Raw genomic sequence first — 24,003 nt, forward strand, 5'->3', positions numbered from 1 at the left:
GGCGCTTTCTATTTGTGAAGAATAGGGCTTTAATCTAAATATTCGCCAAAGTATGTCACCACTTTTTCCTCATCAATTTTAAGGCTGCCTTTCCAGCCTGCCCACGGCATTTCCATATCAGAGCGACCTTTTGTGTTATTAAGTTGGTTTTCTGCAATGGTAATATCGCCGAAATTAGCCCAATGATCCAAAGATAATGGAATATACGCATTGGGAATAACACCAACTAAGGCAAGTGAGTGCAAAATACCTCGTTTGGTATATTTATCACCAGAAATTAATTTAGCTTCATTTAACCGCTTTTCAAACTTACCCGGAGTTTCATCTTCTGGAGATTGGCGTAATAAATGGAGTAATTGCTTAAAGATCTCTTTATCTGCGGATGTTGGACTGACTGGCGCGACGGTCAGTAGATGTTTTAAATTTAAGTAAGCATAAGAGGGATTGCCCGTATAAGAATTACCATAATAGAGGCAATATTGAAAATAGCTGTCATTAATATGTTTTTGTTGATCCCCATCACTACAAACCCAACAGCAGGCATATTGAGGTTTTTCTTCATAATTATGTAATGGCAAATTTTGTAATTTATGAAAAGCCCCTAGAACAGAGCGACCTCTAAGATAACTGCCTCCAACACCTGCAACAAAAGCATCTAAGCAACGCTTTTGGGTGAGTAATGGATTATTCTTTAAGCTATTTAATTTCGAAATAACATCAGTGTGATCAGCAAATTTTTCTATGATATTAGGTTGCCAATTGGACTCAGACAACAAGGCTTTTTCTTTTTCTGACAGGATATCAAGGGAATACAGTGAAACCTGACGTTCTGGATTATATTGACTATTTTCATATTTATAGAGTTTACGTAAAACTCGCATCATTTTTTGCACGATTTTACCTTGTTATATTTATAAGTTTTTTATTGATATCGGTGAATTAAATAGATAGAAGATACGTAACTTAATATAGATACAAAAAAAGCCAGTTCAAATGAACTGGCTTTATCAATAGAGGTAGATAACGTTTATTTTACGGTAAGCTCAGTTTCTTCATCTTGGTTGAAGACAGCTTTGTCCGTTTGTCCCATAATTTGGCTGGTAATTGTACCCGCTGTCATGGAGCCACTAACGTTTAATGCTGTACGTCCCATATCAATTAACGGTTCTACTGAGATTAACAGGGCAACTAATGTCACTGGTAAGCCCATGGCAGGTAAAACGATAAGGGCTGCAAATGTTGCACCACCACCCACGCCAGCAACACCAGCAGAGCTAACAGTTACGATAGCCACTAAAGTTGCGATCCACATTGGATCTAATGGGTTAATTCCCACGGTAGGCGCAACCATAACAGCTAACATCGCAGGGTAAATACCCGCACAACCATTTTGACCAATTGTTGTACCAAAAGACGATGAGAAGCTTGCGATAGATTCAGGTACACCAACACGTTTAATTTGAGTTTCAATATTTAACGGAATACTTGCAGCACTTGAGCGGCTTGTAAATGCAAATGCTAATAAAGGCCCCGCTTTTTTGAAGAATTTAATAGGGTTTAAACCCGTGAAGCTGACCAGTAATCCATGAACAACAAACATTAAGCCAATAGCAACATAAGAGGCAACAACAAAGCTTCCTAATTGAATGATGTCGTGCATATTTGAGCTTGCAACAACCTTAGTCATTAGAGCCATTACACCATAAGGTGTTAACATCATAACAATACGAACCAGCTTCATGATCCATGATTGTAGGCAATCAATCGCGGCTAAAACTTTCTCACCACGAGGCTGGTCTTCTTTGAGTAATTTCAATGCAGCCATGCCTAAGAAAGTTGCAAAGATAACAACGCTAATAATCGATGTTGAGCTTGCACCTGTTAAATCAGCAAATGGATTTTTAGGAATAAATGACAAAATAAGCTGTGGCATCGTTAAGTCAGAAACTTTGCCCATGTAATTTTGTTCAAGCGCAATTAAGCGCTGTGCTTCTTGTTCACCTTGTACTAAGCCTTCTGCTGTTAAGCCAAATAGGTTAGCAATAACAATACCGATTAAGGCAGAAATAGCTGTGGTAAATAACAGTGTACCAATAGTGAGACCACTGATTTTTCCTAGTGATGATGCTTGATGCAAACGAGCTACAGCACTAAGAATAGAGGCAAATACTAATGGCATAATGATCATTTGTAACAGCTGTACATAGCCATTGCCCACGATATTAAACCAAAGAATAGATTCTTTAATAATAGGATCGTGTGAGTCATAAAATGCGTGTAGCGCTAGTCCAAAAGCGACACCAAAAACTAAACCAACAAGAACTTTCTTTGAAAGGCTCCACTGACGTTGACTTAATTTAGCCAAGATGAGTAATAGCACAACAAAGACGAGTACGTTAATGATTAACGGAAAATTCATCTTAACTCTCCAACGAGATCTTTATTTATATAATTTCAACGATTGTATGCGATATGAGTTCTTAGGTAATAAGAAAGGATATAACAGCATCAATTCGTTATATGGTAACAGGATTGTTAATAACTTTTTATAATTAATTATTATTTTATATAATCGTTTGGTTATAAAAACAAGGAAAGTAGGAATAAAAAGATGTAAGAATTTATAAATAAATAGAAAAATGTAGGGTTTTGTCAGGGTGTGTTAAAAATTAGTGCGCTTATCGTGGTACATCTGTAACCAGTTGTTGACTTGCGAAGGCAGTGTAACAGTAAGGTGTGGAGGTAAAAAAAGTGCGCCAACAAGGATCAAAACAGAGATAAATCTCTCGCCTTTTTTATTATTCTTTTTACCTAAAATAGGTAATGCAAAACGCATTTTTAAAGGCCACAAAAAAGGAACGCCAGCGGGAGTTAACATATCTGCAATGAGATGACTAAGATAACCCAATAAAAGGGCATGGAAGATATCGGCAGAAATATCCCAACGTGGTGAAACTTGGGTTTCCCACAAAATAGCTAAACCACAAAACGCAAGTAAACTATGCGTAAAACCTCTATGACCACAGAGCTTTGATAGCGGCAGAGAAATAATACGGAATAATCGCCCAAGAATAGAGCCAGGGTGATCTAAATCAGGAAGAAGTGAGCCTAATAAGACAGCAGGGATCATGTGAAACCAATCACCATCAGCAAGAGCTGGTGTTATTTCAAGCTTCTGTGCTAACACAAGTGTTGCCACAGAAAAAAGTAGATGTCCTTCTGCTGTCATTCCATATCTGTTCGTTTGCTGTTCATTTATACAGTAATGAAGTATAAAAGGTTTTGACGATAACTAACAGACAAAAAAGATAAAAATTGTCTTAAATATTAAGGAATAACGGGAGTATTTTATTTGATTGATTTAAAAATGATCGAATTTAGGATAAGAAACTAAAAAGTAAGACAACAGCGAATGGCAGTAAGCAAAATATATAAGAGGAATACTTAAAAGTAGAAAATGGCTCGCGAGGCGATAAACATTAAAAATAGAACAAAAAGGATATCTGACAAGGCAAGATATCCTTTTTATTTATGGAAATTAGCCGAATAAATGCAGTTGTGTTAGCTCATTGAGTGATGCAATTTTTACATCAGCTAAGCCCCATTGTTTATCATTAAATTGTTCTGTTGCTGGTACAACGATAGAGCGCATTCTTGCACCTTTACAAGCAATCATACCATTGCGAGAATCTTCTAATGAGACACAGTGGATAGGATCAAGATTAAGTGCTTTAGCTGCGTTTAGATAAACCTCAGGGTGTGGTTTGCTGTGTGGTAATTCATCAGCAGACACGACGGCTGAGAAGTAATGACGAATATTAAACAACTCAAGTACACGCTCAAGCATAAAATCAGGAGATGCTGAAGCAAGTGCAATTTTTAACCCTGATGATTTGCAAAGTTCTAAGGCATGTTCAACACCTGGTAATAGTGGCTTTGTTTCTTCAACCAATTTGACAACACGAGAAACCATTTTTTGTTTTGCTTCTTGTTTTGAAACGCCTTGCCAAGGTGATGCTCTATACCATAAATCAATGACTTCATTTATTCTTAACCCAACCATATCGGGCATTGCCGATGCAAGGGATAAATCGACGCCTAATTCAGCAAAGACCTCATGTTCTGCTTGCTGCCAAAATGGTTCAGAGTCGATTAATAAACCATCCATATCAAATATTGCAGCTTCAATAGGAAATTTAAAAGACATGTTACTCTCCATAAATAAGGTCTATGTTGTCGAGTGGCGATTGTAGCAAGAGTTACAAGGAAAATCTTTTTAATCAGTTTCTTATTTATTTTGTAAAATAAATAGAGAGAATAGCTACTATTAATTTATTGTCGTATTAGCCGTTAATTAGACTACGATAAACAAAACAGATAAATATTGACGAATTCTACTAGTGAGGATGTGATGAGTTATCAATATGCAGGATTGTATGCCATTTTAAAGCGTGTACTTGGCTGGCTTATTTTTATTCCTGCCTTTATTTCGACAGCCGTATCATTGACAGGATTGGCTGCAATACAACGCCCAAGTGGTGATGGTGTAAATGCCGTAATTAATGACTTTTTTCGTGTATTAGCGGAAATGGTGCAATTTAACACACCTTTTTTAGGTTTTTTCTGGAGAAATTCACCTATCCCTAATACTCAAATGGGGTTTAGCCAAGAAAATATCACTTTTTTTGTCATTTTTCTTTTTATGTTTATTGGTTTAGCATTCAGCGCATCAGGATTACGAATTTATCGCCAAGTGAAATATTTGAAAGAAAATATACAAGATCAGCTTATTATCGAACGCGCAATGAAAAGTGGTGTGACGGCTGAGGAGTTGCAACAAAATATCAAATTACCGCGACATACTATCTTTACTCAAATTATGGTGCTTTATCTGTCACCTTTGGTTGTTATTGCAATAGGTTATTTCTTGATGAAATTTTTAGGATGGTAATACTGCTTTAAAGTGAACGAGGACGGTTCATTGATATTAACTGAAGGGAAAAATAAACCTCGCACAACCGAATCTGGCGAGGTTATATTTTTTAGTTTATGTATCTTGTCTCAGAGCTACTTCACACTTTTCCTATTAAGGTGTTGCTAATAGGTCATCAATTATTTTTCTGACTTCTAAATAATTTTCTTCGCCCCCAAATAAATTACAACGGTTGAGGAAGAAATAGAGTTGGTAAATAGGCTGACGTGATAAAAACTTATCTGATAATGGCCAAACGCTTTGATAACCATCGAAAATATTTGCAGGCACTGCTGTGCAAAGTGGTAACATCGCGATATCACACTCTCGATCTCCCCAATAACAAGCAGGATCGAATACCGTACCTTCTGATTGACCAATCGCAGCACAGTTTTTAGGCCATAAGTTGCCGTGAAGCAGAGAGGGTTGTGGATTATGATCAGCAAGGCGATGATTGATGATTTGAATTATCTCGTCGATATCCCCAAAAATCATGCCTTTCTCAGAAGCTAGTTGTAGCTGAAAACCAATACGTTTTTCTGAATAAAAGTGATTCCAGCGTTTTTCCCAGCTATTGAGTTGAGGTGTTGTATCGATTTGGGTGTCGAAATCAAAGCCATAGCTAGGTTGATCTTCCCACTGATGTAGTCTTGCTAGTTGTTGTCCAAAACAGTAGGCGCTATGAGGTGTAAATGGTTGAACAGGCAAAAATTCAAGGAGTAGAAAACTGGCATCTTTACTATTACCGATACCAAGAACCCGAGGTGTTCGAATGGTTTGACTTTTTGCCAACATTTCGAGTTGTTCTGCTTCATTTTTAAAATTAGGCAGAAATTCACGCAAATTAGATTTCACAAAAACTGGCGTTTCACCATAATAAATTTTCCATGTATGATGAATATCGCCACTAGAAAGGTGGATTTTTTCGTTTATCTTTGCTGAAAATCCTAAGTTTGATTCCAGTAAACGACCTATATTCTGCCACATACTTACACCTCGCAAAGTTGTTTACTTAGTAGACCCAAATAAAATAATAACGAGCGATGTTTATACTATGACAATAACACTTTAATTAAACCAATAAAGTATAAAGCTAAAAAACGGGATGATTATCCCGTTTTTGCTAAGATAAAGAATATTATCAGGCGTTAGCGGGTTTTGTTTGTCGCTTTATTTTTGCCAATTTTATCTGATTACAGAGTAACGCAATAATAAAGAATACAGCTTGCGTTAGCACAATACATGGGCCTGTTGCTCCATCAATATGGAAACTAATAAATGTCCCTATAACGCTAGATGCGACAGAAAATACAATTGCTAACATAATCATGCGTGAAAAACTGCGTGTTAATAAATACGCGGTGATCCCCGGTGAAATAAGCATGGCGACAACTAAAATAATCCCAACAGCCTGCATTGAAGCAACAATAGTTAATGCCAAAATAGACAACAATCCATAGTGCAATAATGTGACAGGTAAACCAACAATCCTTGCTTGGTTAGGATCAAAGCAATAAAGCATAAAATCTTTTTGCTTAACAAGCATAATAGTGATGGTGATTACACAGATAATACTAATTTGAGTTAATACATCAGGTGTAATGCCTAAAATATTACCAAATAAAATATGCATTAAATGTTGGTCTGTATCGACACTGGCAAAAATGACCAAACCCACTGCAAACATACCTGAGAACACAATTCCCATCACAGTATCTTCTTTAATGCGACTGTGATCTTTTAAATAACCCGTGGCAAAAGAGCAAAATAGACCTGAAAGAAAGGCGCCTACTGTTAACGGGATTGCGGTGACATAAGCAAGAACAACTCCGGGTAAAACAGCGTGAGAGATTGCATCTCCCATCAAAGACCAGCCTTTTAATACCATATAGCAAGATAAAATTGCACAGGCGATACCTATGATAATGGCTGCAATAATAGCGCGTTGCATAAACGGGTATTGAAAAGGCTCAATGAAAAACTCCATCAACTCATTCATAGTTTCACCTCTTCTGGTTTTGTTGATCCTTTATGCTGATGAGATTGTGTGATCAACTGTTGTGAACTCTGACGAGCACGACGGCGAGCGGCTAACATACCGTGTTTAGGGGCAAATAAGAAAGCCAACAAAAAGAGTGATGTTTGCATTGTGACAATCACACCACCTGTTGCACCATTAAAGAAGTAGCTAAGATAAGCGCCTACTGCACTTGTGATTGTGCCGATACAGATAGCAATAATGGCAAGTCGTTTGAATTGGTCTGTGAGTAAATAAGCCGTTGCACCAGGAGTCACTACCATAGCAATGACAAGAATGGCGCCAACAGTTTGAAGAGCCGCAACAGTACATGCGCTCAAAAGAGTAAAAAAGATAATTTTTAATTTTAGTGGCGATAAGCCGATTGATTTTGCATGAACTTCATCAAAAAAAACCACCAGCAAGTCTTTCCAAATACAAAATAAAACTAAGAAAGAGACACCTGTAATAATCACAACTTGCCATACATCTTCATCAGCAATACCTAAAATATTTCCGAGAATGATGGTCTGAACGTTGACGGCTGTCGGTTTAAGCGAAACCAGCAACAGGCCAAAGGCAAAAAAAGTGGAGAAAATAAAACCAATAACGGCATCTTCACGAAGGCGTGTGATATGACGAATAAATGTCATTGATAATGCGGCAAGCAAACCCGTAAAAAAAGCACCGACTGCATAAGGCAAACCTAATATATAAGCCCCCGCAACACCGGGAACAACTGAGTGGGAAAGGGCATCTCCCATTAACGACCAACCTTTCAAAATAAGATAGGATGAAAGAAAAGCGCAGACAGCACCGACTAAGGCACTCACCCAAATTGCTTTCACCATATAGTTATATTCAAAAGGTTGTAGGAGTAAATCTAGCATGGCTAATCTCCTTGTTTGCGCTGGCTTTGGTGCGCTGGAGTGTGTTCTTCTTGATGACCATAAAAGACAGCAGCACGTTCATCATCGGTAATGACAGTGAGTGAACGAGGATCGTCATCATCATGAAGATCAGAACCCGATAGGCTAATGTGACGTAAAACACCACCAAATGCGTGCTCTAAGTTTTTCTGTGTAAATGTCGTTTCAGTTGGACCACTGTCTAACACTGTTCTATTGATTAAAATAACGTGGTCACAAAATTCAGGTACACTTCCCAAGTTATGAGTTGAAACTAAAACTAAGTGGCCTTCTTCGCGCAAATTGCGCAGCAGCTCGATAATGGCATTTTCTGTTTTAACATCGACACCAGTAAAAGGTTCATCGAGTAATAAAACAGTACCTTCTTGAGCCATTGCTCGAGCTAAGAAAACACGTTTTTTCTGACCGCCAGAAAGTTCACCAATTTGGCGATGCCCTAAGCCTGACAAGCCAACGCGTTCTAATGATGCTTCAACAACTTCATGGTCACGTTTTGAAGGAATACGAAAAAATCCCATTTTTCCATAACGCCCCATCATTACAACATCAGAAACGAGGACGGGAAAATTCCAGTCAACTTCTTCTGTTTGTGGAACATAGGCGATCATATTTTGTTTTAACGCCTGCTGGATTGGGCTACCGTTTAACGTCACTTTTCCTTTAGAGGGCTTTACCAGCCCCATAATGGTTTTAAATAGTGTGGATTTACCACTACCATTGATACCCACTAGGGCACAAATAGTACCACCAGTGATAGAGAAACTTGCATCGAAAATAGCCGTATGACCGTTGTTGTAAGTCACTGTGGCATTATCAACAGTCAACGTAGGATTAGCTTTTATATTGTTCATTGCCCAAATCCTTTCGCAATTGTATCTACTGTAATAGTAATCAAATCAATATAAGTAGGAACTTCGCCACCTTCAGCGGAAAGTGAGTCAACATAAAGAACACCACCGTATTTTGCGCCAGTTTCTTTACTTACTTGTTTAGCTGGCTTATCTGAAATTGTACTTTCACTAAAGACAACAGGGATCTTGTGTTCTCTAACGGTATCAATCACATATTTAACCTGCTGTGGTGTGCCTTGTTCTTCTGCATTGATGGGCCATAAATAAACTTCTTTAAAGCCATAGTCATTAGTTAAATAGCTGAATGCACCTTCACTGGTCACTAACCAACGCGCTTCTTGTGGAATACGGGATAGTCTTTCTCTTAATGGTGCGTCAAGCTGTTTAATTTTTTCTGCGTAGCGTGCCGCATTTTGATTATAAATAGCCGCATTATCGGGATCGTGTTCAACAAGTGCCTTGCGAATATTTTCAATATAAATTAATGCATTATTCGGTGACATCCACGCATGTGGGTTAGGATTGTTTTTGTAAGCACCTTCCCTAATTGCCATTGGTGTGATGCCTTCAGTGACAACAACTGCAGGTACGTTACGTAACTCATTAAAAAAGCGTTCAAACCAACGTTCAAGGTTTAAGCCATTCCATAAGATAAGATCAGCCTTTTGAGCTTTTACAATATCTTTAGGAGTAGGTTGGTAATCGTGAATTTCAGCGCCAGGTTTTGTGATTGATTCGACAATAGCTGCATCTCCAGCTACATTTTGAGCGATATCTTGAATGATAGTAAATGTGGTGACGACTTTTAGTTTATCTTTTGCTTGTGTAGGTGCTGTTAAAAATACGGATGCCATAAGGCATAAAGCCGTAAGTGAAAGTTTGTTTACAGAGCGAAATATATCCATATTATTATTGCCTTATAGTTGCAGAGTTATTTTCTCAATTGATAATGATTATCAATATCATTTCAAAAAAGTCAAGTTATCTCTGTGTAAAAAGCTTCATTTGATAACGACCAGAAATAAGATAACAACATGTATTCCAATAAATGTTAAGTAGATTGTCGAGTTTTGTCACAAAAATTAACAATAGTTCGTAACTATTTGTGTAAAAGGTTATTTTTATTACGTATAAAAATACACTTTCCCTTATTAATCCAATGTGGATTATGTCTCTACAGTTTTTATCGCTACCTTTCAATATCGCTTTTACATTGCATTTAACGCACGTTATTTATTAAAAAATAAGCAATAACACAATATAAACCTGCTATGGCTAGATTCTATTCTGATTAATATATTTGGGAGATAATATTGTGAATAGGATAGATTTGAGATAAAACGCACACACTAGAAGTCGTAATAGATTGATTTATTTCTCATGTTTTGCCATATTTTAGCATGCATTTTTGCATGAAAATAGAATAATATATCTATAAATCATTGATATATAAAACATGTCTTCGTACAACCCTTTATGCAAAAGGATAAAACGTGAAAGTAAACATCATCTTTTCTTTGGCAATTTTGCTTCTTGCTGGTTGTGCTGATCATGCTCGTCAACCTGTTCAAAAAGAAACATCACGATTCTTAAGCCAAAAACCAGTAGAGAACCGCGTTAATAATGCTTCAATTTCAACGGCACAATGGAAATCAACACCTTTTGATAACCATATACAGCAAGCATCAAGCCGTTACGATGTTGATGAAACATTAATTAAGGCGATTATCCAAGTTGAATCAAACTTTAGACCTGAAGTTATTAGCAAATCAAATGCAGTTGGATTAATGCAAATTAAAGCATCAACTGCGGGAAGAGATGTTTACCAAAATAGAGGTAAGGCAGGGCAGCCAACAACTGCTCAACTAAAAGATCCCGCCATTAATATCGATTTGGGTACAGCTTATATTCAATTATTAAGAGAGCGCCACCTTGTTGGTATTGCCGATCCTGAAACTCTTTATTACGCCACTATCCTTGCTTATGTGAATGGCGCAGGCGCTTTATTAAGAACATTTGATAAAGATAGAGATAATGCCATCGCTAAAATTAATTCAATGAGTGCGGATGATTTTTATCGTTATGTCGAAAAAAATCATCCAGCTTCTCAAGCGCCGCGTTATTTAGCAAAAGTGAGAGCGGCTTACCATGCAGGTGATAATTAATCTGGCAAATTAGCAGCGGCTTGAGCCTGTTTTAATAAAGCTGGCAAATCAGCAATAATTTCAAGAACGCCATTGATCATAAACTGAACGCCCATACAGATTAATAAAAATCCCATTACGCGAGAAATAGCGTCAATACCGCTGTGGCCTAAATACTTCATAATGCTGGTGGAGCCGCGAAGTGATACCCAAACAATAACGCTAATTAAAAAGAAGCTTGTCACAGGGGCGATATACAATACCCATTGTGCAATATCAGTACGTGAGGGAATTGAAGCCGCCGTACTGATTATCATTGCAATTGTTCCGGGGCCTGCGGTACTTGGCATTGCTAAAGGAACAAAGGCAATATTAGGCTCTTTGGGATTACGATGTGGATTGTTATCGTCTGAAATAGGATCATCGACATTAGGTGTATTTGGAAACAGCATACTAAAGCCAATAAAGGCAACTATCATTCCGCCTGCAATACGAAGACCGGGGATCGAAATACCAAAGGTTGTCATTATGATCCGTCCCGCATAGAACGCGATGGTCATAATAAGGAAAATATACACACATGCCATTAAGGATTGTTGATTACGTTGTTCCTTTGTCATATTGCCTGAAAGGCCAAGCCAAAGAGCAACAGTCGTTAATGGATTAGTTAAAGGCAAAAGCAAAATAAGACCAAGACCGATAGCCTGAAAAAACTGGTAAACAGAGTGCATGGAATATAAAAGCTCCCAATAACAGGTAATTAAGGAGTAATTATGATAACAAATTAAACGAGATAAAAGTTATTTTCCTCGTAATATTCTTAATGTTTATTAGTATTTTTTCATAAGCCATTCTAAATGCATTTTTACCGATCCCCAGTCATAATCAGTAATGCTATAAACGCAAGTATCTCTTTTTTGTCCCGTCGTCGTTAATCTATGATTACGTAAAATACCATCCAGTTTTGCACCAAGTCGTTCAATCGCTCTACGGCTAGTTTGATTTAATATATGAGTACGAAATTCAACAGCAATGCATTGCAAGTCTTCTAAGGCATATTTAAGTAAGAGATATTTAGCTTCTGTGTTTATTCCTGTTCTTTGTACTTCTTTGGTATACCACGTTGAACCAATTTCTAATCTTGGAGTTTGGCTATCAATATTCATAAAGGTTGTTATGCCAACCACACGGCTATTAGCTTTAGAAATAATGGTAAAAGGTAACATTAATCCTTTTTGTTGTAACTGAAGTTTATGCTCAATATCGTGTTGTAATTCTGTTACTGAAGGAACGGTGGTATACCAAAGCTCATCGGGTCTATCTTTTTCAATTAGTTCATAGAGTTCTGAGTAGTGTTCCATACTTAGGGGCACTAAACGCACAAGTTTTCCTTCTAATGTTGTCCACTCTGTTATTTTTTTCATCATAAATATTCTCTGGGGGGAATAAAAACATATTTCTTAAGAATACTTTTTATACATAACAAATTTATGAATTGATATGGTTATTTAAAAAGTTATTAAAAAGTAGATAAATTTCAGAATGATGAAAATAGAGAAAAAAGAGTGTGAGTGACTCTTTCTCAACAGAGAATGACTGTCTCGCCACAGGTGAGCCAGCATCATGCGTGTTAATCTATAATTCAGTAATAGTGATATAACCATAAACACAATAGATTGGTAAAAAAATGACAGATTTAATTGAATGGGATGATTTTTTACGAGTAGAAATGAGAGTAGGAACGATTATTAGCGCAGAAATAAATAAAAAAGCGAATAAACCTGCTTATGTTATGGAAGTTGATTTAGGTGAATTAGGTATAAAGCGTTCAAGTGCTCAAATTACGGTAAACTATACACCTGAAGAGCTTGTGGGACGTCGTATTTTATGTGTATGTAATTTTCCAGTTAAACGCATTGCAGGTATAAAATCTGAAGTTTTAATTACAGGGGCACCTGATGAAACAGGAGCAATTGTATTGACTGAGTTTAACTTACCTTTACCAAATGGCTCGCGTTTAGCGTAAATAAGTATCTTGATAAGACACTCTTAAATAGTGATGTTCGGCTGAGTTTTGATATAGTAATTATTCAATAGCAGGATGGATATAAAGGAGTGTCTTTTGTTATTACCTCAATTGCATTTGCGATGTTATACACAAGAGACGGTATCTCATCAGCATGATAATTTATGGCAGATTATTTTCGGGCTTTCGGGTTCGATGGAAGTTAATTTCAATCGAGAAGATTTTCTGATTTCCAATCAAAACTGTTTGATTATCCCTCCAACTATTCATCATGCCTTTTCAGGCAATATAGATAATAAAAATCTTATTCTAGAACTCCCTGCAACGTCTCAATGGCAATTAAGTGAGAAAGGTGGACAATTTGTGTTATCACCAGCAGCCATTGGTTTATTAGAGTGGCTACATCAATATCCTCAACCTCCAGATCAATATTCAACGATCACACGCTTATTACTCGCTCAAATGAAAATACAAAAAGGTTGGCGCGATAGTTTGGATGCTTGGTTAGTGAATAAATTACATACACCATTAACCACATATGATATTGCTTGCGCTTTTAATACGTCAGTGAGTACGTTACAACGAAAAATGAAAGCAGAGGTGGGAGTATCTGTGATGCAATATGTCACTCAACAGCGACTTAGCAAAGCCGCTGAATTATTAAAATACACATCAGTAAATATTGAAAATATTGCTTTAGTTGTAGGATATGACTCGCATTCTGCTTTTAGTCAGGCATTTCGCCAATACTTTAATAAAAGTCCTACTGAGTATCGACAAGATTAAGCCATTACACCACTTTATTTCCTGTTGAATAAACTCGAGGGCATAATTTATCGAAGGCGAGTGTGAATAAATAGGTATAGACAAAGAAGAACACTAATATAGTGATTTCCATACTAATTGCTTTGATAAAACCCACGTTATACCACCACATATAAAGTGGAATGGTAAAGAAGAACAGACCTAATTCAAAACTTATTGCATGAGTAAGCCGTACCATAACTGTACGCTTTTTGATTTTTAGTTTTGATTCAATCAATTCAAAGAAAGAATTAAAAATATAATTCCAAATCAAGGCAATAACAGAAACAGCGATTGCAACGGGTAGTGAATTATGTGATTGGCTTTGGCTTAATATCGCTAGTAAAACAGTGCTTAATAAAATCGCAAGAGTTTCAAAGGTAATGGCATAGACTAATTTACGAGAGCGGGGCTTTAGATAAAACACGTTACACACCTTTATATTAACAATGAAGATTCTGGTCCGCCCCAGAGAATGTTATTTTAAAAGCCACGGTTTCCGCTTGCTCGTTATGGTAGTCAAATTAAAGAAAAAATTCTATCTATCTCCCTGTATTAAAAAAAGAGATGTTAAAATTACCGATGAGATAAATGTATAAATCTTTATAGTCTGTGATAATATCCCCCCTGAGTTACGATAAGGCTCAGTGATGCTATGGATATTTATAAAATAAATATGTGTACATAACTGTGTGCAAACCTCGCGAGGTAAAGTGAGAAATTGTCGTAACGTACTGAATATATATGAAATAAAAAGCTTACAAGTGATCTTGCGTATGGGTCACCACTGTAAATAAGGATTTTAAATGCCAATTATTACTCTTCCTGACGGAAGCCAACGTCAATTTGAAAATGCAGTTTCTGTCATGGATGTCGCTGCAGATATCGGTCCTGGACTTGCGAAAGCATGTATTGCAGGCCGTGTTAATGGTGAGCTGGTAGATGCTTGTGAATTAATCGAACATGATGCAAATCTGGCGATTATCACCGCAAAAGATGATGAAGGTCTTGAAATTATTCGTCACTCTTGTGCCCACTTATTGGGACATGCAATTAAACAATTATGGCCACACACCAAAATGGCGATTGGTCCTGTTATTGAAAATGGATTCTACTACGATGTCGATTTAGACCATTCGCTAACACAGGAAGATTTAGACACTCTAGAAAAACGCATGCTAGAGTTGGCGAAAACAGATTATGACGTTATTAAAAAACGCGTAAGCTGGGCTGAAGCTCGTGAAACATTTGTTTCTCGTGGTGAAGACTATAAAGTTGCTATTCTTGACGAAAATATTAGCCAAGATTCTCAACCAGGTCTTTATCATCACCAAGAATATGTTGATATGTGCCGTGGACCACACGTTCCAAACATGCGTTTCTGTCATAACTTCAAATTACAGAAAATCGCAGGTGCATATTGGCGCGGTAACAGCGATAATAAAATGCTACAACGCATTTATGGTACAGCTTGGGCTGATAAGAAACAGTTAAAAGCTTACTTAGATCGCTTAGAAGAAGCGGCTAAACGTGACCACCGCAAAATTGGTAAACAGCTTGATTTATATCATATGCAAGAAGAAGCGCCTGGTATGGCTTTCTGGCATAATGATGGCTGGACTATTTTCCGTGAGTTAGAAACATTTGTACGTTGTAAATTAAAAGAATATGATTACCAAGAAGTAAAAGGTCCATTTATGATGGATCGTGTTCTTTGGGAAAAAACAGGTCACTGGGAAAACTACAAAGAAAACATGTTCACAACATCTTCAGAGAACCGTGAATATTGTATCAAACCAATGAACTGCCCAGGTCACGTACAAATCTTCAAACAAGGTTTACGTTCTTACCGTGATTTGCCATTACGAATGGCTGAATTCGGTAGTTGTCATCGTAATGAACCATCAGGTGCATTGCATGGTTTAATGCGTGTTCGTGGCTTTACACAAGATGATGCGCATATCTTCTGTACTGAAGAACAGATTTTAAGTGAAGTAAATGACTGCATCAAATTGATTTATGATGTATATTCTACTTTTGGATTTGAAAAAATCGTTGTTAAGCTGTCTACTCGCCCAGAAAAACGTATCGGTGAAGATGCATTATGGGATGTTGCTGAAGCAGACTTAGCAAAAGCCTTAACTGATAACAATATTGAATTTGAATATCAGCCAGGCGAAGGGGCGTTTTATGGTCCTAAAATAGAATTTACACTTTACGATTGTTTAGATCGTGCATGGCAGTGTGGTACAGTACAATTAGACTTCTCACTACCAGGTCGTTTAGGCGCATCTTATGTCGCCGAAAACAACGAGCGTAAAGTACCTGTTATGTTACACCGAGCAGTGCTGGGATCCTTAGAACGTTTTATTGGTATTCTGACAGAAGAATACGCAGGATTCTTCCCAACTTGGTTAGCACCACAGCAGGTTGTCGTGATGAATATCACGGATGGACAGGCTGATTATGTACAAAAACTCGTCAAAGAATTGCAAGATGCCGGAATTCGTGCAAAAGCAGACTTGAGAAATGAGAAGATTGGCTTTAAAATTCGTGAACATACTTTACGTCGTGTTCCGTACATGCTTGTCTGTGGAGATAAAGAAGTTGAATCAGGCAAAGTGGCGGTTCGTACTCGTCGAGGAAAAGACCTTGGCAGTATCGACGTTAACGAATTTAAAGAAAAGCTTCTGCAAGAAATTAGAAGCAGAAGTCTTCATCAGTTGGAGGAATAAGGTATTAAAGGCGGAAAAAGAATTCAATCAACGCGTCAGAATCGCATCAATGGTGAGATTCGCGCTCATGAAGTTCGTTTAACAGGTTTAGATGGCGAACAGATTGGAGTTGTTAGTCTGAAAGAGGCTCTTGAGAAAGCCGAGGAAGCAGGTGCTGATTTAGTTGAAATTAGTCCTAATGCCGAGCCGCCGGTTTGTCGTATTATGGACTACGGCAAATTCCTCTATGAGAAAAGTAAGACTCTCAAAGAACAGAAAAAGAAACAAAAAGTTATTCAGGTTAAGGAAGTTAAATTCCGTCCTGGTACAGATGAAGGCGACTATCAGGTCAAACTACGCAACCTGATTCGTTTTCTTGAAGATGGCGATAAAGCCAAAGTCACACTGCGTTTCCGTGGTCGTGAAATGGCACACCAACAAATCGGTATGGAAATGCTTAACCGTATCCGTGAAGATTTGGATGAACTGGCTGCTGTTGAATCTTTCCCTAATAAGATTGAAGGGCGTCAGATGATCATGGTGTTAGCGCCGAAGAAGAAATAGTCGGGCAATTCAAGTAATAGCGTCAGCCTTTAAAGGCTGATTGCTATTCGCCTTATTATTTTATGTTATTAACAATGCGAAGTGGATTATAGAAATGCCAAAGATTAAAACAGTACGCGGCGCAGCTAAGCGCTTTAAAAAAACTGCTGGTGGTGGCTTCAAGCGCAAACATGCTAACCTCCGTCACATTCTGACTAAAAAGTCAACTAAGCGTAAACGTCATTTACGTCCAAAAGGCATGGTCTCTAAAGGAGATTTAGGTCTGGTCGTAGCTTGCTTACCATACGCATAAGTATCACTTTTTTAACAGAATATAGACATTTAGGAGTTTAATATGGCTCGTGCTAAACGTGGTGTTATCGCCCGTGCTCGTCACAAGAAAATTTTAAAGCAAGCTAAAGGTTATTACGGTGCACGTTCTCGTGTATATCGTGTAGCTTTCCAGGCTGTTATCAAAGCTGGTCAATATGCGTACCGTGACCGTCGTCAGAAAAAACGTCAGTTCCGTCAGCTGTGGATCGCGCGTATCAACGCAGCAGCTCGTCAGAACGGTATGTCTTATAGCCGTTTCATCAATGGACTGAAAAAAGCATCCATTGAAATCGACCGTAAGATTCTGGCTGACATCGCTGTATTCGACAAAGTAGCATTCGCTGCTTTAGTTGAAAAAGCGAAAGGTGCTCTGGCTTAATTATTATTAAGCAATGGAAGAGGGAGTTTTCTCCCTCTTTTATTTTGTCTAAATTTGTGGCTTAATGATATAAATTCAATAAGTTAATATTTTAAGAGACATTATCAATGTTAAATATCGCTTTTTTCCGTTTCTTTTTTTACTTTAGCGCCTAATTCAAGAGGGCTTTTGCGCGTAAGAAAAGAAACGAAAAGTAGCGCCTGAGCCTCCAATATGGAGGCTTTTTTGTTTTCAGATCTCAATACTGGGTTAGAAACCAAAAAGGGCAATTTTATTCGTCATCATTGATAACAACTAATAGACCTCATCAGGTCAAAGGAAGAGGAAACGATGCCACATCTCGCTGAACTCGTTGCTCAAGCTAAAGCAGCTATCGAAGAGGCACAGGATGTTGCTGCGCTGGATTCGGTTCGTGTTGAATACTTGGGGAAAAAAGGTCATTTAACGCTTCAGATGTCCACGCTGCGCGACTTACCCGCGGAAGATCGTCCAGCTGCAGGGGCTGTCATTAATCAGGCTAAACAAGAGGTTCAGCAAGCGCTGAATACTCGTAAAGATTATCTTGAATCAGCATTATTAAACGAACGTTTATCTGCTGAGAAAATCGATGTGTCTTTGCCTGGTCGCCGTATTGAAAACGGTGGTCTACACCCAGTAACTCGTACAATTGAACGTATTGAAACTTTCTTTGGCGAATTAGGGTTTTCTGTAGAATCTGGCCCTGAAATCGAAGATGATTATCATAACTTTGATGCGTTGAATATTCCTGCACATCACCCAGCAAGAGCCGACCACGATACTTTCTGGTTTGATGCGAAGCGTTTACTGCGTACACAAACATCAGGTGTACAAATTCGTACCATGCAAGATAAACAGCCGCCTATTCGCATCATTGCACCAGGCCGTGTATATCGTAACGACTACGATCAGACTCACACACCAATGTTCCACCAAATTGAAGGCTTAATTGTTGATAAAGACATTAGCTTTACCAATTTAAAAGGAACACTTCATGATTTCCTAAAAAACTTCTTTGAAGAAGATATGGAAATTCGTTTCCGTCCTTCTTATTTCCCATTCACTGAGCCTTCAGCAGAGGTCGATGTAATGGGTAAGAATGGTAAATGGTTAGAAGTGTTGGGTTGCGGTATGGTTCACCCAAATGTATTACGTAATGTAGGTATCGATCCTGAAATTTATTCAGGTTTTGCGTTCGGTATGGGTATGGAACGTCTGACTATGTTACGTTACGGTGTCACCGATTTGCGTTCATTCTTCGAAAATGATCTTCGTTTCCTCAAACAGTTTAAATAAGGTGGGATTATCTCATGAAATTCAGTGAACTTTGGTTACGTGAGTGGGTAAACCCAGCGATTAGTAGCGAGGCGCTTTCTGAACAACTGACAATGGCTGGCCTTGAAGTTGACGGCGTTGAAGCTGTTGCCGGTGATTTTCACGGTGTGTTTGTAGGTGAAGTTGTTGAATGTGGACAACACCCTAATGCCGATAAATTGCGTGTAACGAAAGTTAACGTAGGCGGTGACAGATTACTCGATATCGTTTGTGGTGCACCTAACTGCCGACAAGGCCTAAAAGTTGCAGTTGCAACTGTTGGGGCTGTATTACCAGGCGATTTCAAAATTAAAGCAGCAAAACTACGTGGTGAACCTTCTGAAGGTATGCTGTGCTCATTTTCTGAATTAGCTATTTCAGAAAATCATGAAGGTATTATTGAATTACCTGCTGATGCACCTATTGGCATGGATATTCGTGAATACTTAAAATTAAATGATAATGCGATTGAAATTAGCATTACACCAAATCGTGCGGATTGCTTAGGCATTTTAGGTGTTGCTCGTGACATCGCTGTTATCAACAAAATGGAATGCCAAGTACCTGATATGTCGCCTGTTGCGGCAACTTCTTCAGCAACATTCCCTGTGCGTGTTGAAGCGCCAGAAGCGTGTCCACGTTATTTAGGTCGTGTTTTCACTAATATGAATGTGAAAGCAAAAACACCTTTATGGATGCAAGAAAAGTTACGTCGTGGTGGCATTCGCTCTATTGACCCAATTGTTGATATCACCAACTTAATCCTACTTGAAATGGGTCAACCGCTACATGCGTTCGATCTTGATCGCGTTGAAGGTGCTGTTGTTGTTCGTATGGGTAAAGAAGGTGAAAAACTGACTTTACTTGATGGCAATGAAATTACATTAAAAGAAGATGTATTAGTTATTGCTGACGAAAAACAAGCATTAGGTATGGCTGGTATTTTCGGTGGTGAATCATCAGGTGTTAATGAAGAAACGAAAAATGTTTTCTTAGAGTGTGCATTCTTCTCTCCATTATCCATCACAGGCCGTGCACGTCGTTATGGCTTGCATACTGATGCCTCTCATCGTTTTGAGCGTGGTGTTGATTTTGAGCTGCAATACAACGCAATTGAGCGCGCAACTAAGTTACTGTTAGAAATTTGCGGTGGTGAAGTTGGTGAAGTGATTGATGTAACCAATAAAGCACATTTACCAAATATTGCACCAGTTAAATTAACACGTAAAAAATTAGACCGTTTATTAGGTCACGTAATTGATGATGCACAAGTTCTGGATTCATTAACTCGCTTAGGTTTCAACGTTTCTGTTGAAAATGATGGCTGGTTAGCAACAGTTCCTTCTTGGCGTTTTGATGTTCAAATCGAAGAAGATTTGATTGAAGAAGTTGCTCGTATTTATGGTTACAACAATATTCCAGATGTACCATTACGCGCTGATTTGGTGATGACTAATCATCGCGAAGCGAACTTGTCATTAAAACGCGTTAAAACAATGCTAGTAGACAACGGCTTCCAAGAAGCAATTACTTATAGTTTTGTTGATCCTAAGATCCAATCTTTACTACATCCAAATGAAGAAGCATTAATTCTGCCTAATCCAATTTCAGCGGATATGTCAGCAATGAGACTGTCTTTATTAACCGGATTATTGACTACGACTGTATATAATCAGAACCGTCAACAATCTAGAGTTAGGTTATTTGAAGCAGGTCTGCGTTTTGTTCCTGATAATCAAGCAGAATATGGAATACGTCAGGAACTTATGTTAGCTGGTGTGATCGCGGGCAACCGTAATGAAGAACATTGGGGTTTAGAGAAGCAAACTGTTGATTTCTTTGATTTGAAAGGTAATATTGAATCAATTCTGGAATTGACAGGCCAGCTAGATGAAATTACATTTAAACCAGCTAATCATTCAGCACTTCATCCGGGACAAAGTGCTGGGATTTATCTGAGAAATGAATATATTGGCTGTATTGGCGTTGTTCATCCAGAGCTTGAACGTAAACTTGACTTAAACGGTCGTACGGTAGTATTCGAAATACGTTGGAATGCAATTGCAAATCGCAGTTTACCACAAGCAAAAGCAATTTCTCGTTACCCTTCGAATCGTAGAGATATCGCTGTAGTTGTTCCGAATGATGTTGCTGCAGAGGATATTTTAGCCGAATGTAAGAAAGTTGGCGGAAATCAAATAGTTGGCATAAACTTATTTGACGTGTATTGTGGTAAGGGAGTAGCAGAGGGCTATAAAAGCCTCGCTATTAGCATAATCTTGCAGGATATCGAGCATACACTGGAAGAAGATGAGATTGCTGCAACAGTGAGTAACTGTGTAGCAGCATTGAAACAGCGATTCCAAGCATCCTTGAGGGACTAGACCTATGGCGCTTACAAAAGCTGAAATGGCAGAAAATCTGTTTGAAAAACTTGGTGTTAGCAAACGCGATGCAAAAGACCTTGTAGAATCCTTTTTTGAGGAAGTGCGTCGTTCTCTTGAAAATGGAGAACAGGTGAAGCTGTCTGGATTCGGAAACTTTGACCTGCGTGATAAAAATCAGCGCCCAGGTCGTAATCCGAAAACTGGGGAAGACATTCCTATTACAGCTCGCCGTGTTGTTACTTTCCGCCCAGGACAAAAGTTAAAAAGCCGGGTTGAGAGCGCAACACCAAAAGAATAAGATTTAAAAAACATCCAAAACGGCTTTCTTTGAAAGCCGTTTTTTTATCATTATTGTCTGTATTTAATTTTGATGATAAACGCATTAGGATGTTTATATTTATCGATATAGTCTGAATGGATATTTCTATTTGGATGGAAGGTTTTTATTTTTTAGTTATCTTTCTTTTTATTCTCATTTCTTATTTTGACTCTTTCTTTTCATCTCTTGCCTATATCAACACTGTGATAGTTAATCCCAATTTTTTCTTTATTATTAGAGACTGGCTTACATGTTCTAAATTTAGTTTTTCATCATTGAATACGAACATGTTATGTTGCTAAAAAATTATTTTATAAATAAAAACAGTAAGAGCCGTTGTTGCATGGATAGGGAATGAAATGAATAAAGAAATAAATCCTCTGATTAAATTTACTAAAAGACAACGCATTGACGACAGAAAAAAGCTGTTTCTAATGGCATTTGTATTATGTTTCTTGTTTGTTTTTTCCCTCTCTGTTGGTGAGATTACGTTATTTCCACATCAATGGTTAACAGATGAAGCCCATTTATTTGTTTGGCAGATCCGTTTACCAAGAATACTTGCAGTAGTGACTATTGGTGCCAGCCTAGCAATTGCAGGCGCTATTATGCAGGCACTATTCCAAAATCCACTCGCAGAGCCAGGATTACTAGGAGTAAGCAGTGGTGCGGGAGTGTGTGTTGTATTAATCATTGTTTTACAAATTGGTTTAAGTCCTTGGTTAATAAGTAGTGCGGCGATACTCGGTGCATTAGGGATCACTCTCTTATTAATGTTTTTTACCCGTATAAGAAAGCTGTCTAATGCTCAGTTATTATTAATTGGCGTGGCATTAGGTGTTATGGCAAGCGCGATAATGACTTGGTTGGTTTATTTCAGTTCAGCTTTGGATTTAAGACAATTAATGTATTGGTTGATGGGGAGTTTTAGTGGCATTGATTGGCGTCATCAAATCTTATTTTGGGCTCTTATCCCTATTGTCTTAATTCTTATTCTACAAGCTGATGTTCTTAATTATTTATCTTTGGGGTCATTCAGGGCAAAGCAATTAGGTATATCCGTTAATCAATGGCGAAATTGGTTTATTTTAGCCGTTGGGATATTGATAGGGTTGAGCGTTGCTTTAGCGGGCGCTATAAGCTTTGTAGGGCTTGTTGTACCGCATTTATTAAGACTATGTGGAATAACCCATTATAAAACGTTATTACCCGCGTGCGCGCTTGCTGGTGGCGGATTGTTATTGCTTGCTGATCTGCTATCTCGCTTGATTTTAAATGGTGCAGAAGTTCCGATAGGAGTGATTACAGCAACGCTTGGTGCCCCTTTATTTATCTGGTTATTGGCAACAAAAGAGATGGGGCGTTTGTAATATGGCGTTACTTAAACTTGATAATTTAAGTGTTAATGATCGACTTAACGCATTTACAGAACAAGTAAATTATGGCGAACGTGTTCACTTAATTGGCGCAAATGGCGCAGGAAAGAGCACACTTTTAATGGCAATCGCAGGAGAGCTTCCATTTAATGGTGAAATCATTCTAAACGAAACTTCAATAAGACATTATAAATATGATGATCTTTCTAGAATGCAGAGCATTGTTATACAACAATTGGAAGCTTTGTCATTTATGCCTGTTTTTCATTATCTCTCGCTATATCATAAATTGTCGAAAATGGATGTTCAACAATTAAATATGCTGTTAAATGATTTTAAAATTGACAAATTATTGTCAAAAAACATTCATCATTTATCAGGAGGCGAATGGCAGAGGGTTAGAATTGTTGGCGCATTTATCCAATTATGGTCAAGTTATGATTTAAAAGGAAAATTAATGTTACTTGATGAACCAACGAATAATTTAGATGTCGTACAGTTGGCAATTTTGGATAAATGGGTTGATAAATTTTGCCAACAAGGTGGTGCCGTTATTATGAGTACACATAATTTAAATCATTCTTATCAAAAAGCAGGCAGAGTTTGGCTCATAAAAAATGGATATTTGGTTAATTCTGGCGCATCTGCACTCTTATTGGACGAAAAATTATTATCAACTACATTTAATTCAAATATCAAGTGCATCAATGATGTTGATCATATTGATTGGCGGGTTTTGCAATAATATGGCTATTGTTAAGCTTATCCCCAAGTAATTATTAAGGGTTTTTTAATATTTTCTTAATAAGACGGATGTCGGCGAACAATAGTTTGTATATAATTGTTTTTTATTCATTCATTAACTAGGCTACATTTT

At 37.8% G+C, this 24,003-nt stretch carries 26 protein-coding genes and 1 other annotated feature; of the genes, 14 read left to right on the forward strand and 12 right to left on the reverse strand.

The genetic code is table 11. The features are described from left to right. Nucleotides 1-29: 29 nt before the first annotated feature. The 4 genes from ACWPWK_RS18235 to hxpB all read right to left on the reverse strand — a co-directional run bounded on the left by ACWPWK_RS18235 (nt 30) and on the right by hxpB (nt 4,207). Nucleotides 30-884 carry a hypothetical protein gene (locus ACWPWK_RS18235; RefSeq protein WP_244185028.1) on the reverse strand — a complete coding sequence of 285 codons (855 nt, stop codon included), beginning with the start codon at nt 882-884 and terminating at the stop codon, nt 30-32. 143 nt (nt 885-1,027) lie between these two features. Beyond that, nucleotides 1,028-2,419, reverse strand: coding sequence for an L-cystine transporter (locus tag ACWPWK_RS18240; RefSeq protein ID WP_109372529.1), 1,392 nt, complete (start codon nt 2,417-2,419; stop codon nt 1,028-1,030). A gap of 243 nt (nt 2,420-2,662) precedes the next feature. Then, nucleotides 2,663-3,229: a metal-dependent hydrolase gene (locus ACWPWK_RS18245; RefSeq protein WP_109372528.1), complete on the reverse strand. Its 567-nt coding sequence runs from the start codon at nt 3,227-3,229 to the stop codon at nt 2,663-2,665. Nucleotides 3,230-3,538: 309 nt separating this feature from the next. Continuing rightward, a complete protein-coding gene (gene hxpB, locus ACWPWK_RS18250; RefSeq protein WP_109372527.1) occupies nt 3,539-4,207 on the reverse strand; it encodes a hexitol phosphatase HxpB in 669 nt (222 codons plus the stop codon). A gap of 204 nt (nt 4,208-4,411) precedes the next feature. On the opposite strand from hxpB, the gene ACWPWK_RS18255 reads away from it, so the two are divergent. Next, nucleotides 4,412-4,951, forward strand: coding sequence for a YniB family protein (locus ACWPWK_RS18255; RefSeq protein WP_109372526.1), 540 nt, complete (start codon nt 4,412-4,414; stop codon nt 4,949-4,951). Between the two features lie 135 nt (nt 4,952-5,086). Here ACWPWK_RS18255 and ACWPWK_RS18260 read toward each other — a convergent pair whose 3' ends face one another. From ACWPWK_RS18260 to ACWPWK_RS18280, 5 genes are all read right to left on the reverse strand, one after another. Then, entirely contained in the window at nt 5,087-5,959 is an 873-nt protein-coding gene (locus ACWPWK_RS18260; protein WP_109372525.1) for a fructosamine kinase family protein, read from the reverse strand. Nucleotides 5,960-6,113: 154 nt separating this feature from the next. After that, the gene (locus tag ACWPWK_RS18265) at nt 6,114-6,971 is read right to left on the reverse strand and encodes a metal ABC transporter permease (protein ID WP_109372524.1); all 858 of its coding nucleotides are present in this window, start codon (nt 6,969-6,971) and stop codon (nt 6,114-6,116) included. Next, nucleotides 6,968-7,879, reverse strand: coding sequence for a metal ABC transporter permease (locus ACWPWK_RS18270; RefSeq protein WP_099073583.1), 912 nt, complete (start codon nt 7,877-7,879; stop codon nt 6,968-6,970). The genes ACWPWK_RS18265 and ACWPWK_RS18270 overlap by 4 nt, the downstream gene beginning before the upstream one ends. 2 nt (nt 7,880-7,881) lie before the next feature. Beyond that, nucleotides 7,882-8,769: a manganese/iron ABC transporter ATP-binding protein gene (locus tag ACWPWK_RS18275; RefSeq protein WP_109372523.1), complete on the reverse strand. Its 888-nt coding sequence runs from the start codon at nt 8,767-8,769 to the stop codon at nt 7,882-7,884. Next, a complete protein-coding gene (locus tag ACWPWK_RS18280; protein ID WP_244185027.1) occupies nt 8,766-9,623 on the reverse strand; it encodes a metal ABC transporter substrate-binding protein in 858 nt (285 codons plus the stop codon). The genes ACWPWK_RS18275 and ACWPWK_RS18280 overlap by 4 nt, the downstream gene beginning before the upstream one ends. A gap of 639 nt (nt 9,624-10,262) precedes the next feature. On the opposite strand from ACWPWK_RS18280, the gene ACWPWK_RS18285 reads away from it, so the two are divergent. Then, nucleotides 10,263-10,934 (forward strand): transglycosylase SLT domain-containing protein, encoded by a 672-nt coding sequence (locus ACWPWK_RS18285; RefSeq protein ID WP_109372521.1) that lies wholly within the window; start codon nt 10,263-10,265, stop codon nt 10,932-10,934. Here the strand turns inward: ACWPWK_RS18285 and ACWPWK_RS18290 are convergent. Both ACWPWK_RS18290 and ACWPWK_RS18295 read right to left on the reverse strand, forming a co-directional pair. After that, nucleotides 10,931-11,644, reverse strand: a complete 714-nt coding sequence (locus tag ACWPWK_RS18290) for a MarC family NAAT transporter (RefSeq protein WP_099075216.1) — start codon at nt 11,642-11,644, stop codon at nt 10,931-10,933. The genes ACWPWK_RS18285 and ACWPWK_RS18290 overlap by 4 nt on opposite strands. Before the next feature lie 99 nt (nt 11,645-11,743). Next, complete coding sequence (locus ACWPWK_RS18295) at nt 11,744-12,337, reverse strand: GNAT family N-acetyltransferase (RefSeq protein ID WP_109372585.1); 594 nt, start codon at nt 12,335-12,337, stop codon at nt 11,744-11,746. A gap of 263 nt (nt 12,338-12,600) precedes the next feature. On the opposite strand from ACWPWK_RS18295, the gene ACWPWK_RS18300 reads away from it, so the two are divergent. Next, entirely contained in the window at nt 12,601-12,939 is a 339-nt protein-coding gene (locus ACWPWK_RS18300) for a tRNA-binding protein (RefSeq protein ID WP_109372520.1), read from the forward strand. A gap of 96 nt (nt 12,940-13,035) precedes the next feature. Beyond that, a complete protein-coding gene (locus tag ACWPWK_RS18305) occupies nt 13,036-13,725 on the forward strand; it encodes an AraC family transcriptional regulator (RefSeq protein ID WP_109372519.1) in 690 nt (229 codons plus the stop codon). A gap of 4 nt (nt 13,726-13,729) precedes the next feature. Here ACWPWK_RS18305 and ACWPWK_RS18310 read toward each other — a convergent pair whose 3' ends face one another. Next, nucleotides 13,730-14,170: a PACE efflux transporter gene (locus ACWPWK_RS18310; protein WP_109372518.1), complete on the reverse strand. Its 441-nt coding sequence runs from the start codon at nt 14,168-14,170 to the stop codon at nt 13,730-13,732. Nucleotides 14,171-14,549: 379 nt separating this feature from the next. Here ACWPWK_RS18310 and thrS point away from each other — a divergent pair, with 379 nt between their 5' ends. The 10 genes from thrS to ACWPWK_RS18360 all read left to right on the forward strand — a co-directional run bounded on the left by thrS (nt 14,550) and on the right by ACWPWK_RS18360 (nt 23,871). Beyond that, on the forward strand, nt 14,550-16,478 hold the full coding sequence (thrS, locus tag ACWPWK_RS18315; protein WP_023582384.1) for a threonine--tRNA ligase: 1,929 nt from the start codon (nt 14,550-14,552) through the stop codon (nt 16,476-16,478). A gap of 3 nt (nt 16,479-16,481) precedes the next feature. After that, nucleotides 16,482-17,021 (forward strand): translation initiation factor IF-3, encoded by a 540-nt coding sequence (infC, locus tag ACWPWK_RS18320; protein WP_036937410.1) that lies wholly within the window; start codon nt 16,482-16,484, stop codon nt 17,019-17,021. A gap of 94 nt (nt 17,022-17,115) precedes the next feature. After that, nucleotides 17,116-17,313, forward strand: a complete 198-nt coding sequence (rpmI, locus tag ACWPWK_RS18325; protein WP_004263702.1) for a 50S ribosomal protein L35 — start codon at nt 17,116-17,118, stop codon at nt 17,311-17,313. Nucleotides 17,314-17,355: 42 nt separating this feature from the next. After that, nucleotides 17,356-17,712, forward strand: a complete 357-nt coding sequence (gene rplT, locus ACWPWK_RS18330; RefSeq protein WP_006537111.1) for a 50S ribosomal protein L20 — start codon at nt 17,356-17,358, stop codon at nt 17,710-17,712. A 106-nt stretch (nt 17,713-17,818) separates the two neighbouring features. After that, nucleotides 17,819-17,942: a sequence feature (Phe leader region), on the forward strand. Beyond that, on the forward strand, nt 17,820-17,867 hold the full coding sequence (gene pheM, locus ACWPWK_RS18335; RefSeq protein ID WP_120655563.1) for a pheST operon leader peptide PheM: 48 nt from the start codon (nt 17,820-17,822) through the stop codon (nt 17,865-17,867). It overlaps the preceding feature by 48 nt. A 100-nt stretch (nt 17,943-18,042) precedes the next feature. Further along, complete coding sequence (gene pheS / locus ACWPWK_RS18340; protein WP_109372456.1) at nt 18,043-19,026, forward strand: phenylalanine--tRNA ligase subunit alpha; 984 nt, start codon at nt 18,043-18,045, stop codon at nt 19,024-19,026. Nucleotides 19,027-19,040: 14 nt separating this feature from the next. Next, on the forward strand, nt 19,041-21,428 hold the full coding sequence (pheT, locus tag ACWPWK_RS18345; RefSeq protein WP_109372455.1) for a phenylalanine--tRNA ligase subunit beta: 2,388 nt from the start codon (nt 19,041-19,043) through the stop codon (nt 21,426-21,428). A 4-nt stretch (nt 21,429-21,432) separates the two neighbouring features. Then, complete coding sequence (gene ihfA, locus ACWPWK_RS18350) at nt 21,433-21,729, forward strand: integration host factor subunit alpha (protein ID WP_023582381.1); 297 nt, start codon at nt 21,433-21,435, stop codon at nt 21,727-21,729. A gap of 380 nt (nt 21,730-22,109) precedes the next feature. Further along, nucleotides 22,110-23,120, forward strand: a complete 1,011-nt coding sequence (gene btuC, locus ACWPWK_RS18355) for a vitamin B12 ABC transporter permease BtuC (RefSeq protein WP_109372454.1) — start codon at nt 22,110-22,112, stop codon at nt 23,118-23,120. Between the two features lies 1 nt (nt 23,121). Continuing rightward, entirely contained in the window at nt 23,122-23,871 is a 750-nt protein-coding gene (locus ACWPWK_RS18360; protein WP_109372453.1) for a vitamin B12 ABC transporter ATP-binding protein BtuD, read from the forward strand. Nucleotides 23,872-24,003: the final 132 nt, after the last annotated feature.

The organism is Proteus sp. Marseille-Q3619, assembly GCF_965283115.1.